General features: G+C 59.6%; 13 protein-coding genes and 2 pseudogenes. All 15 read right to left on the bottom strand.

Translation table 11 applies throughout. The features are described 5' to 3' along the window. Window positions 1-529: pseudogene (locus GSM73_RS26870) on the bottom strand (ATPase domain-containing protein); the annotation flags it as partial. Window positions 530-657: 128 nt separating this feature from the next. Then, on the bottom strand, window positions 658-1,158 hold the full coding sequence (locus GSM73_RS04395) for a CinA family protein (RefSeq protein ID WP_047230022.1): 501 nt from the start codon (window positions 1,156-1,158) through the stop codon (window positions 658-660). A gap of 116 nt (window positions 1,159-1,274) precedes the next feature. Continuing rightward, a complete protein-coding gene (locus GSM73_RS28175; protein ID WP_372241359.1) occupies window positions 1,275-1,409 on the bottom strand; it encodes a lysis system o-spanin lipoprotein Rz1 in 135 nt (44 codons plus the stop codon). Between the two features lie 307 nt (window positions 1,410-1,716). Continuing rightward, window positions 1,717-2,259, bottom strand: a pseudogene (locus GSM73_RS04385) (glycoside hydrolase family 19 protein); the annotation flags it as partial. A 20-nt stretch (window positions 2,260-2,279) separates the two neighbouring features. Further along, window positions 2,280-2,729 (bottom strand): phage tail assembly chaperone, encoded by a 450-nt coding sequence (locus tag GSM73_RS04380; RefSeq protein WP_047230019.1) that lies wholly within the window; start codon window positions 2,727-2,729, stop codon window positions 2,280-2,282. Then, the gene (locus tag GSM73_RS04375; protein WP_047230018.1) at window positions 2,730-3,629 is read right to left on the bottom strand and encodes a hypothetical protein; all 900 of its coding nucleotides are present in this window, start codon (window positions 3,627-3,629) and stop codon (window positions 2,730-2,732) included. Window positions 3,630-3,749: 120 nt separating this feature from the next. Next, window positions 3,750-4,310 (bottom strand): tail fiber assembly protein, encoded by a 561-nt coding sequence (locus tag GSM73_RS04370; RefSeq protein WP_047230017.1) that lies wholly within the window; start codon window positions 4,308-4,310, stop codon window positions 3,750-3,752. Between the two features lie 8 nt (window positions 4,311-4,318). After that, a complete protein-coding gene (locus GSM73_RS04365; protein WP_160891686.1) occupies window positions 4,319-5,413 on the bottom strand; it encodes a phage tail protein in 1,095 nt (364 codons plus the stop codon). A gap of 27 nt (window positions 5,414-5,440) precedes the next feature. Continuing rightward, window positions 5,441-5,950, bottom strand: a complete 510-nt coding sequence (locus GSM73_RS04360; protein ID WP_160891684.1) for a phage tail protein — start codon at window positions 5,948-5,950, stop codon at window positions 5,441-5,443. Further along, a complete protein-coding gene (locus GSM73_RS04355; RefSeq protein WP_160891682.1) occupies window positions 5,947-7,101 on the bottom strand; it encodes a phage tail protein in 1,155 nt (384 codons plus the stop codon). Before GSM73_RS04355 ends, GSM73_RS04360 begins: the two co-directional genes overlap by 4 nt. Window positions 7,102-7,112: 11 nt before the next feature. Then, window positions 7,113-7,712 carry a YmfQ family protein gene (locus GSM73_RS04350; protein ID WP_160891680.1) on the bottom strand — a complete coding sequence of 200 codons (600 nt, stop codon included), beginning with the start codon at window positions 7,710-7,712 and terminating at the stop codon, window positions 7,113-7,115. After that, window positions 7,700-8,740 (bottom strand): baseplate J/gp47 family protein, encoded by a 1,041-nt coding sequence (locus GSM73_RS04345; RefSeq protein WP_160891678.1) that lies wholly within the window; start codon window positions 8,738-8,740, stop codon window positions 7,700-7,702. The genes GSM73_RS04350 and GSM73_RS04345 overlap by 13 nt, the downstream gene beginning before the upstream one ends. Then, window positions 8,730-9,128 (bottom strand): phage GP46 family protein, encoded by a 399-nt coding sequence (locus GSM73_RS04340; protein WP_047230011.1) that lies wholly within the window; start codon window positions 9,126-9,128, stop codon window positions 8,730-8,732. The genes GSM73_RS04345 and GSM73_RS04340 overlap by 11 nt, the downstream gene beginning before the upstream one ends. After that, window positions 9,128-9,637, bottom strand: a complete 510-nt coding sequence (locus GSM73_RS04335; protein WP_047230010.1) for a phage baseplate assembly protein V — start codon at window positions 9,635-9,637, stop codon at window positions 9,128-9,130. The genes GSM73_RS04340 and GSM73_RS04335 overlap by 1 nt, the downstream gene beginning before the upstream one ends. Window positions 9,638-9,888: 251 nt before the next feature. After that, a complete protein-coding gene (locus GSM73_RS04330; RefSeq protein WP_076386135.1) occupies window positions 9,889-10,929 on the bottom strand; it encodes a phage baseplate assembly protein in 1,041 nt (346 codons plus the stop codon). Window positions 10,930-10,932: the final 3 nt, after the last annotated feature.

The raw sequence follows: 10,932 nt of genomic DNA, 5'->3' as shown, positions 1-10,932 counted from the left end.
TGATGAAGATCACCAGGCAGTTGGCGTTCTTGATGTTACCGGTGATCTTGCGCAGGGCCTGGGACATCAGACGAGCCTGGAGGCCCACGTGCATGTCGCCCATTTCACCTTCGATTTCCGCTTTTGGTACCAGTGCAGCCACGGAGTCGACGATGATCACGTCAACGGCGTTGGAACGCACCAGCATGTCGGTGATTTCCAGGGCCTGTTCACCGGTGTCCGGCTGGGAAACCAGCAGGTCATCGACGTTGACGCCCAGCTTGCCGGCATATTCCGGGTCCAGGGCGTGTTCGGCATCGACGAAGGCGCAGGTCGCACCGGCTTTTTGAGCCTGGGCGATCACGGACAGGGTCAGCGTGGTTTTACCGGAAGATTCAGGACCATAGATTTCAACGATACGGCCTTTTGGCAGGCCGCCGATGCCCAGCGCAATGTCCAGGCCCAGGGAGCCGGTGGAGATGGAAGGAATAGCCTGACGGTCCTGATCGCCCATACGCATTACGGCACCCTTGCCGAATTGACGTTCGATCTGACCCAAGGCCGCAGCCAAGGCTTTCTTCTTGTTGTCGTCCATTAAAGTCCTCACGTAATCAATAAGGCCTGACGGCCAACACCTGTATAAGTAGCCAGTATTATTCCACAGCGATTACAGATCGCCTACCCCTGATTTGAGATTTCTACAGCGGCATGTTGCAACAGCCCCTCTAGCGCGGCCTTCACCGTTTGTCGGCGGACCTCGTCGCGGTTACCCGGGAAGAATCGCTGCTCACTGATGACCGTCTCGCCAACGCCCCAGGCCAGCCATACAGTGCCCACTGGTTTGTTCGGCGTACCACCATCGGGGCCGGCCACGCCGCTGACCGCCACGGCAAAACGCGCCAGGCTTTTTTGCTGCGCGCCCCGCACCATTGCCTCGACCACCTCGCGACTGACCGCCCCCACCGTTGCGAACAGCTCGGCCGGCACACCCAGCTGCTGAGTCTTCTGGCGGTTGGAATAGGTGACATAACCCGCCTCGAACCACGCCGAACTCCCGGGAATGCGGGTGATCGCCTCGGCAATCCCGCCTCCGGTACAGGATTCGGCCGTGCTCACATGGGCATTGACCCGCTGCAGGCGTCGGCCCAGTTCAGCGGCCAATTCGGTAATGTCGTCCATGATGCTCTCCTGATTCGATGCAAGGGCCCTACCGTACACGAGCATTCCAGGCTTGCAAGGCTCGCCGGATCAGCGCCCCAATGCCCTGACGTACGCCTGACAGGCCTGCAGAGCGATCAATCCGCGATTCCCTTCGTCGGTGATGGCGATAATTCGTTGAGCATGCGCCGGGTCAAGTCGGGCGCGTGGGGGGCCATGATCCACGCCGCCGGCGCTGGCGGTGGCAGGCACTGCACAACCGGCGGCAACATCGTCGGCGTCGAGGAGGACTGACAGCCGGACATCGGCAGTAGCAAGACGATCGCGCAAGCGATCCTGATCACGTTGGGCATCGCTCAAGGCTCGGTAATGGGATTGTTCGCTGGCGGAGAGTTGTTGTTCCAGGGCTAGGCGCTTGTCTTGCTCGGCCTTCTGTTGAATCGCTGCTGCCTGGGTGATTTGATTCAGCGTCTGCGCCTGGACCTGGGCCGCTTGCGCCAGTTTCCGGTCATAACGCCACGCCTGGACTTGCCAGGCCAACACCGCCGGGCCGCCGGCCACCAACGCCAGCAACACAGCGACGCCAAGGGTGCGGGAAGAAAATGGCATCAGGTCGAAGGCTGACATAATACCGCCTTTGATACGGCGGGTGATGGTGTTGAACTGATCACGGTCGGCCAGTTCGTTCAAACCGTTCTGATTCCAGAACCAGGCGGCAGACTCAGCCGCCCATTGCGGTTGCTCCAGCAGTTGCGGCAATGCCAACAGTCGTTCATCGCCGAACAAACCCAGGCTGCAACGCCGATAATTGTCACGCCCGGTAATCTGAATCAGGCCGCGACCACGATATTGCTGACCGTCACCGTCGGCCTGGGGCGTATTGCCCAAGCGAACGGCCAACGATCCCGTGTCGTACCTGCTGAGATATTGATCACTGCCAAGTTCGCGCACGTAGCGCAATTGCTCTGATTCATGGCCAACCTGGGCCAGAAACGCGGCCATGCGTTTGGGTGTGTCGACACGATGGCGCGACATCGCGGTGTTTAGCGCGGAAACAAAAACGCCCGCTTGGGCGCGGGCGTTGGGCATGATGTTGATGAGTTGCTGTTGGGTAACTTCCATAGATCAGTTCATCGAAGGCGTTATTGAAGTTGCTCGGCCAGCCAGGGTGGCGCGACCGGACGATATTCAGCAGTAGGGAAAAGCTCATGCTGTGGCCATTCCCTGAGGGCCCGTCGGTATGTCTGCAGTTGTGTGTATTGCGTCTGGTCCAGTGTGGTGCCGCTACCGTCGTCCATTTCATCGCGATCCCGCGCGACGAGACGGTCCGTTGCCGATAGCTGGGCATTGCGCCACGCATACTCGTTTTCAGCAGCTTGGCCTGACGTCAGAGGAGGTGGATCTACGAGGACGGGATAACCATTGTCAGGATTGACTGCAATTTTCTTGGGCGACATAGCCAGCTGCTGAAGCAACGACAGCCAATAGGCCCTGGGGACTTCGATGACATCTTCTGGGATATCCGAAGTATTGATACCCGGGACATAAGCGCCGCAGGTACTTGGACTGAACAACACAGTGAATTCGTTCACTCAATACCCCTTCGCAAAATAATATACACCCCACCCGGCCATCGCCTGTCCATCCATATTGCGAACCCGGAAACGACAGCCCTGTTTAGTACCGCTTCCTCCAACGAGAATAACCACCGCACCATCACCGCCGACATGGTTGGCTACAACAGAAGCAAAAGCGGTTGGAAATGAAATAGGAAAAGTGACGAACACATCGCCGTTAGCATCGGTCGTGCCGGCTCCCCATTGGTCGATAATCCCACTGGCGTATTTTTGATAACCCGGATTACCGAGATGACCTGAAAACAACGAGGTGTACTTCAGCACAATGGTGCCGCCGATCAGCCGCCATTGGTTGTCGAGTTTGACGAACTCCGCCGTTTCACCCCGCCCCAGATCGATTGGCCCCAAGGCGGCACTTGACGAACCTATCGTATCGGCAGCCGAGGCCGTCGATATGGTGACCACGCCGACACCAACGTTAATAAGTGTCAGCGTCGCCCCATGCATGATCCCGGTAGTGCCAGGCAGCGTGACGCTGATCGGCGTAGCACTGGCAAAACTGACGGCTCCGCCGATGTGCGCCAGTGTCAACGCGGTATTGGTTGCGTACGCAGCAAAGCCGGAATACTGCAGCCCGCTACGTCTCACGAACTCCGTGGTGGCTACTGACCCGTCACTGTCAAACTGCGCGGCGGTGGTAAATAACCCGTTGCCACGCAACGCCGTCAAAAGTTGATTGCTCAGTTGTTCCGAGGGTGTCAGCCCGGCGGCTTGAATGACATTGAGCATCTCCTGCGTGACGCCATTGCCCCAACTGGCGGGGATCAAAGACCCCGGCGTCCCCGTCAAGGGATCCTCATCCACAAACCTGCCATTCACTAAACCCGCACTGGGCACACTTCTTGGATAGTCCACGTTGTCCTCCCTTGATATTCAAACAGCCAAAAAACAGGCAATAGAAAACTGCGCCTGTTGATTCGCCCAACAGAGCCCGAAAAAAATTGAGAAGGTTTAAGCGGTTTGGTCCGTGCCGCTTTAAGCCGCAGACTCAGGCACGACCGGCCAGTTGATGTCGGTTGGAAAACCGGTTTGGTGCTGGATACGGTTCAACTCGACGCAGTAGAGCTTCCACTCCATCAGGGCCAGTTGTTCCTGGTCGTTGGCATCGCCGATGTCTTCGGCGTATTGAAGCGGTGCTATACGCAAAACCGCCTCACGAAGAAATGTATCGCGCTTGGCCAGAACTTGAACCTTGGTATCGTTCAACTGAGATTCGCCATCGAACTGCCAGGCATTATTAGTCCAGATATAGTAATCGCCAGGCCATGGTTCAGCTGTAAAAGCTTCCGGCAACTCTCCAAGCTCACTCCAAATCTGTTGCCCTCCATCGTCCTTGCGATACACCACCCCGCGACAGTCAACTACCTCTCTAGGAACGTTATTCACCAGCGCCCACGTACGCCCGTTCTCAGATGAGGGTAGTTCAAAGGAAAGCTCAATGGCATTACTGGGAAGTTGAACACCAATACCTGGCGTCACGGAAAACTCTACGGGGCCTGACAAGACACCCGCTCTGTCAAATAGATAATAAAACACAAAGCACCTCAAATAAGTTTTATACGCGCTGGATAGGCTATGTTGCGCGGACGAGATTTAAAGGAATAGAGCAATGTATTGGCCGGATCCATCTGGTAAGTGGTCCCGGTGGGAAAAATGGGGCCACCGTTTACTAAATCTCCTATGATTTTAATTTCCTCACGGGTATTAGCACCGAATCCGGTAAGGCTATCGGACCATCTTGATCCAACCGCACCCGCGCCTTGGGCTCCTAATGCATGGGAATGAACAGTGCCAGGTTGAAAGGTACCCATTGTCCGCCCAACGTCTACCGAACGCCCTTCGTCCAAAACTCTTAAGAACTCCCCTCGCCCTTCAGGGCCGCGAAAGGTTAGCGCTCCATCACCAGTGGTCCATCTGCCTTCATTGCCTTCCCTAGTGGCTTCGATGCCAAGCATTCCGGACTGCTGGGCGTGATCCCAGAGCCAAGGCCATTCAGCACGCTTCATGATCGTGCCATTTAGCGCACCGTAGCCTCCCGGGCTCAGTTGGATGGTCGTCTCAAAAAAGGGGCGACCCAAGGGAGTGTTATCAAACCTCCCTACGGGCCACCAGCTCCCAGCACCGTCACTGCGCAAATGCCACCAGTCACCGCCGCCCATCAACACCAGAAATGGATAGCCAGCGACCGAAAGATGAGTATGAAATCTTATTCGATCGGTACCGGCAGTCTGAACCACAAGGCGATTACCGCTGTTATCAAGACGTCGAACGATGACGTCCCGCACACCCAACCCTGCATTCGCCGAAGGCAAACTAACAGTAGAAACACCAGCACTAGCATCAATCAGCACCAGCCCCAGCTCGTCGGCTGTCAGCGCTTTAGAAGCCGTTAACCGCGTCACCACCGAACGCATCGGGCTGCTACGCCCGAGAATAGCCTGCAACGCCTTGATCAACTGGCCGGTGTCCGCTTCAGACGGTGTGATGCCAGCGGCGTCGATCACGCCCAGGATTTCCTGGGTGACGCTATTGCCCCATACCGCCGGAATCAGCGATCCAGGCGTACCCGCCAACGGGTTTTCATCCACAAACCGACCGTTCACCAGCCCGACGCTGGGAACACTTTTTGGATAATCCATATTTTATTGCTCTCTATGAGATGGGGCTCAAGCGCGAAGACGTAGCGCCCGGATAGTCGCGAGCACATCATCAACGGCTTGGCTGGCAAGATCCGCCTTGCCTTTGGCCATGTGTGCGCGAATCTGTGCCTTGGCCTTGAGACGCAGTTCGCGAAGCGCCAGTAGGTTTGCTTCAAATTCGGCGGCCTTGGCGAGAATCTGATCCGCCGCCTGCCTGGCTGTGCGCCCTTTGACGACCCACGCAGAAACGGACAACGGAACCAATTTTTTCGGGTAGCCCTGATCCTTGAAGGCCTGCGCCTCCAGGGCGGCTTGTTGGTATTCCAAGGCACGCAAGGGATCACCGGCCAACGTACGGCGGGCGCTGTCGGCAGCGGTATCGACCGTGGCGCACAAGCGTTCGGCTTCCTGACGCAACTGCTCGGCGGCATTCTCTTCAGTACGCACCCAAGTACCGTCCTCCCAGATATGAGCGGAAGAAGGTGAAGGCGGGCGAAGTCCATCTTCGTATTGGTGCAGCTCTTGAATGACTTTCATCGGATCAGCTCCCAGGACAGGTGAACATTGACTGCGTTGGTAAAGTTGACGGCGATGCCCACGCTGTAATCCGTCAGGGCCTGGTGCCCCTTGATCCCCATGCTCAATAGCAACTCGTCGCTATCGGCATTGGTGGCGCCCAATGTGTGCTCGGCCTGAAAGCACTGCCAAAGCGAGCGAGATTGGGAGTGATCAAAACTGGCTGTGACGGTAGAAACCGTAACGTCATTGACAACGTTACTGGAGAACAACACACACATGTATGGGCTGCTCCAGCCTCCCGCTTGGTTGCCGATACTTTGTAAGGCGGGTGACAGATAGCTGTAATTGCCCCCAACCCACCCGGCCTGAACAAACGCCAGTGAAGTCACGGCACTCGGAGAGGGGGTTGGATTACCCGCCACAAGCCTCGCCGCCCGGGCGTGCGGATCGAGCGGCAAATAAACCACCCCAGTCCCATTTAAAGTTTGCGTCCAGGTCAATTGAGCACGGTTGTAAATCGTGCGAATCGTCGGCAAGGAGCCCGGCGCCCCCGTCATCACCCAGGCCAGGCAAATGTCCAGGGGGGTGGACGCAAATCCGCCGCCGGACGCGCCGTTGACAGTCCCCTTCAAGGACTCCGGCGGAAGGTCATACAAGCTTCCGCGCTGCACATAGAACGTCAGTGCGCCGCCTATGACCTGTGCTCTTAGAAAATAGCTGGCGCTGGGTAACAGATCGGCGCTGCTCCACGCCGTCGTCACGTAGGTACGTGAACGGCCCAACCGTCCACTCACCACGTCTTGTCCGATGCTGATGTACACACCCGTCGGAATCGAAACGCGGCCGCCGCTGGTGGACACGGCCGTAGGCGTTACTGCCAGACGGGCATCCGCCGTTGCAATCGTCGGCAGCGGCAAAGCGGCGATCGGAAGCGCGAGATCCTGGTTCCAGCCCTTGGCGGCGACTGACTGAATCGCCTCGAGTAATTGATCGTTTTGGGTTTCATCTGGCGTCAGATCCCCCGCCTTGATGACATTCACAATCTCCTGCGTCACCCCATTCCCCCAGGCCGCCGGAATCAACGACCCCGGCGTCCCAGTCAACGGGTTTTCATCCACGAACTTCCCGTTCACCAGCCCGGCGCTGGGCACACTCTTCGGATAATCCATTCATCTACTCCCTAGTCATAATTGATGTGAACCTTCGTATGCGCCGGCGCACTACGATGAATCAGGCACTCGAGCGCCGATCCCGGATTGACGCCGAAACGCTCCCCCCAATAGCTGGCGCCAAAACGTCGGCCGAGCAGCAGGCGGCCGCCGGTGTTGAGGGTCCACATGAATTGCGCCTGCCAGGTGCCGAAGTGCGCTTCGCCGAAGCGGGCGCGGCCCATGCGGGGAGCCTTGAGTTCGGTGATGGTGGCGTTGGGGTAGCCCTGGCTCTTGGCGATTTCCACGTAATAAGCGATGGCCTGACTGCCCACCGCCAACAACCGCCGACGCACCGCCAAACGACGATCGTCATACAGCGGTGTAGCGCCCAGACACGGATCAGGCAGGTTCATCACCCGCTCCCAATCCGGCACCAGCTCACTCACCCCCGCCGGGTCCATTTCGTGGAGCAGGTCGGCGGCGCGGGCGTCGAGACGCGCCAATTCCTGGGCGATGCCTTCGAGCACCTCTTCCAGTTCCGGCACACGCTCCGGGTCCCACGCCGGGCCGCTGGGCAGCAGGCTGCGCAGTTGGGCCTGGTACTGCTCGGAGGTTCTTATTCCAGCCATACGCAGCCTCCGAAGGTCAGCAACTGATTGCTGGCGGCGACCACGTCAGCGATGGGCGCGGTGAGTTTGTGGTCGGTTTCACCGGTGGCGCTGCTGATGGCTTCGGCGATGTGGGTCAGCAACAGGGTTTCGCCGAGGCCAGCTTCGCGGTTATGCAGGTCGCGCAGTTGCGCTTCGATGGCGGCGCGCACGGCGCTGGTGTCCGGGGTAATGCGCAGCCGGTAGGTCACCGGCACCTGGGTTGGCGCCAGCACATGCACCTCGGCGGTGACCGGGCGCAGCGGCTCGATATAGGCCCGGACTTCTTCCAGTTGTTCGGCGTTGGGAATCGGCAGTGGATCGTCGTCACGCATGACGAACACGCCAACGGTGCCGGGCCCAAGGTAGCTGCCGCGACACCAGGCGCGGGTGATGCCAGGGCATTCCAGGGCCCAGGTTTCATAGTCCTGCGCGGAACCGCCGTGGGGAATGATGCGGTAGGAACGGATCACCCTGGCCCGCAGGGATTCGAGGCTTTCCCGGGCGAGACCGCCGGTCAGCCCGGGCGCGAGCACGGTGAAGCTGTTGCCGATGCCAAGGATCGGCTGCACCGGCGTCAACACCAGGCCGGCATCGGCATTACCCAGGCTGCCGGCGTCCAACGCGGCGACAGTGGTGCTGTTCAGGCCATTGCTGGTGGTGCGGGCGCTGGTCACTTTGTAGGTGCGCCCATCGCTGGATTGCAGCAGCGTGTCGACATGCAGCACCGCACCTGCGGTGGCGGTGAAACTGACACTGCCGCTAGCCACCTGGGCCGCTTTGCGCGCCTGGTTCAGGCGCAGGGCGGCGATGCGCTCCAGGGTGGATTCGTCGGCCTTGTCCGGGAGGATCTGCTCAGCGATCCAATCCAGGTAGCCATACAGGCCATAGGCGGCGCCACCCAGGGTGCGAGCCAGCACTTGGGCATCGGACTGGCGCAGCGAATCGCTGGCCAGGTCGCTTTGGGCGCGCTTGATGAGCACCGGCAGCGAAGGGGTTTCAAACGGCATAGGTCACCTGCCAACTGTTATCGGGGTTGATGTCCAGGCGCTCGCCGTCGGCCAGGGTCAAAACCGTGCGCAGATTCAGGCGCTGGGCGTCGAGGCGTTCGCTGATGATGTCGATGGCGCTGCAATGGCCGTCGTCGATCAGCCATTGCAAGGCTTCGCGGGCATAGAATTCGGCGTCGAGCTGGGTCTGCCGGGTCAGCTTGACCCGGCGCAACAGCCACAGCCGCGAACCGATGCGGTCGTCGGCGACGGTGGGAAAAGTGTCGCCCCACCAGCCGAAACGTTGCTCGTCATCCACGGCATCGTCGTCAGCGGCGCGGCGCCAGGTGAACAGGCTGATCAGCACCGAGCGGGTCAGCGCGGCGTGCAGGTTCTGGCTGATGAACATCATTGGCCTCCCGCCGGCACGCCGGTCTGGCCGTTACCGGCCTGCACGCCGACGTGCACATGCTTGATCTGGCTGATGCCGCCGGCGATCTGGTCGCCCTGGGAAACGAACTTGCCGGTGTGGTTGATGACCGGGCTGTCGATATTCACCGCGCTGCTGGCGCGGATGTTCAAGGTCGCGGTGTCGATGTCGATGACCCGACCGCGCTTGAAGTGGATCTTGTCGCCTTCATCGGTGTAGATCGCCACTTCGCCAGGGGCCAGGGCCTTGAGGCGGAAACGACGGTCGGCGACCACCAGCACCACGGCATGGGAACGGTCACCGCCCAGGAACGTGGCGATGCCCTCGGCACCCGCCAACGGGTTGCTGGTGAAGCCGTAGGGTTCGAAGTGCTCCATGTCGTCGTTCACTTCACCGGCGGTGAGGCGCATTTGCAGCGATTGCAACTTGGTGGCCGAATTGGCGAGCACGACAGTGCCGCGCGCCAGGAGGCGGGTCAGTAGGCTCATTGAGGTTTCCTTCGGAATCGGAAGTTTGAAAGCGGTGTTTATTGGCCATAACTTCTGTTGGCTGTACCGACGCCATCGCGAGCAGGCTCGCTCCCACAGGGGATCTGTGCCGAACACAAAACTTGTATCCACTGGAGATCCCTTGTGGGAGCGAGCCTGCTCGCGATGGCCTGGGCTCATTCAACATTGAGGCAAGCTGACCCACCGCTTTCGCGAGCAAGCCCGCTCCCACAAGGAGTTTTGCGTTAGGCTCAGGTTTTGGGCGGCACCGGGTTCGCGTCGAACGTATGGGGCGGGGCGACTTGCAGGGTGGTGACGGAGCCTTGGGCGGACAGTGAATACGTCACTTTGGAGATCAGCATGTCGCCGTCAAACCCCAGCACCGGGTCGATCACTCGCACCAGAGTGTTATGTCGCCACAAATCGCCATTGGCCTGACGCCAGCCCTGCACGCGGTAGGTCGTGGTCAGGGCCTTGCCAGTGCGGATGGCGCTTTCCCAATCGGCCCGTTGCTGGGCCAGCTCGAAGGTCAATTGCGCGCTTTCGCTGATCACCGTGACCCGCTTGCGCTTGAAGCCCAGGTCGGTCGCGATGCCGGAAACTTCGCTCACCGCCGCCCCGCTCTGCTCATCACTGCCTTTGTGCTGGCCGATGACCCGGTATTCGGAGAACACCTGGCTGTAGTCCATCGGTGCATTGCCCGAGAGAATGTTTTTACCCAGTTCCAGCACATCACTGGCTCGCCCGCCACTCCCGGGTTTGGCCAGCAACACGCGGCCTTCGGCATCGTCAGTGGAAAACACCCGGAACAACGTCAGCAGACGGTCGATGGATTGAAAGACCGTTTCCCCCGGCACGATGCTGTGTTCGCTCAACCGAGCGGTTTCAGGGATCTCGCTGATCACTCCCACGCCATATTGCGAGGCCAGGGCCTGGACAATGCTCAGCACCGTTTGCCCGCGCCATTGGCTCGGGCGATTGATCGCCGCGCAGTCCACCAAGTCCTGGGTCCTGGAACCACCCTCGATGCTCAGGCTGATCTGGCGCCCGTCATAACTGACCGGGGCTTTGAACACGTAGCCGCTGAGCACCAGGTCGGCACCGATGCGCACCTGACATTCATCCCCAGGTCGAATCGGCACCGACTGAGTCTGCCCCGGCCATTGCCAGGTGATGTCGAGTTTGAAGGTGCGGAACTGCCGCTCCAGGTCCGCACTGATTTCCACGCTTTTCCAGCCGCCGTAATCCAGCCCGCCGACGGTGAGCGAGACAGCGTTGTCGAGCTCGTTCATGGT

It is taken from the genome of Pseudomonas sp. PICF6, assembly GCF_009831705.1.
In the GTDB taxonomy this organism is placed as follows: domain Bacteria; phylum Pseudomonadota; class Gammaproteobacteria; order Pseudomonadales; family Pseudomonadaceae; genus Aquipseudomonas; species Aquipseudomonas rhizophila.
Note: the sequence above shows the minus strand (reverse complement) of the source record. Positions and strands in the feature narration are given on the sequence as shown.

Coding starts and splice junctions, on each gene's coding strand:
- GSM73_RS04365 (WP_160891686.1), bottom strand. CDS start 5,413: ATGGATTATCCAAAAAGTGTTCCCAGCGTCGGGCTGGTGAACGGTCGG.
- GSM73_RS04330 (WP_076386135.1), bottom strand. CDS start 10,929: ATGAACGAGCTCGACAACGCTGTCTCGCTCACCGTCGGCGGGCTGGAT.
- GSM73_RS04395 (WP_047230022.1), bottom strand. CDS start 1,158: ATGGACGACATTACCGAATTGGCCGCTGAACTGGGCCGACGCCTGCAG.
- GSM73_RS04360 (WP_160891684.1), bottom strand. CDS start 5,950: ATGAAAGTCATTCAAGAGCTGCACCAATACGAAGATGGACTTCGCCCG.
- GSM73_RS04345 (WP_160891678.1), bottom strand. CDS start 8,740: ATGCCGTTTGAAACCCCTTCGCTGCCGGTGCTCATCAAGCGCGCCCAA.
- GSM73_RS28175 (WP_372241359.1), bottom strand. CDS start 1,409: ATGTTGCCGCCGGTTGTGCAGTGCCTGCCACCGCCAGCGCCGGCGGCG.
- GSM73_RS04340 (WP_047230011.1), bottom strand. CDS start 9,128: ATGTTCATCAGCCAGAACCTGCACGCCGCGCTGACCCGCTCGGTGCTG.
- GSM73_RS04350 (WP_160891680.1), bottom strand. CDS start 7,712: ATGGCTGGAATAAGAACCTCCGAGCAGTACCAGGCCCAACTGCGCAGC.
- GSM73_RS04355 (WP_160891682.1), bottom strand. CDS start 7,101: ATGGATTATCCGAAGAGTGTGCCCAGCGCCGGGCTGGTGAACGGGAAG.
- GSM73_RS04335 (WP_047230010.1), bottom strand. CDS start 9,637: ATGAGCCTACTGACCCGCCTCCTGGCGCGCGGCACTGTCGTGCTCGCC.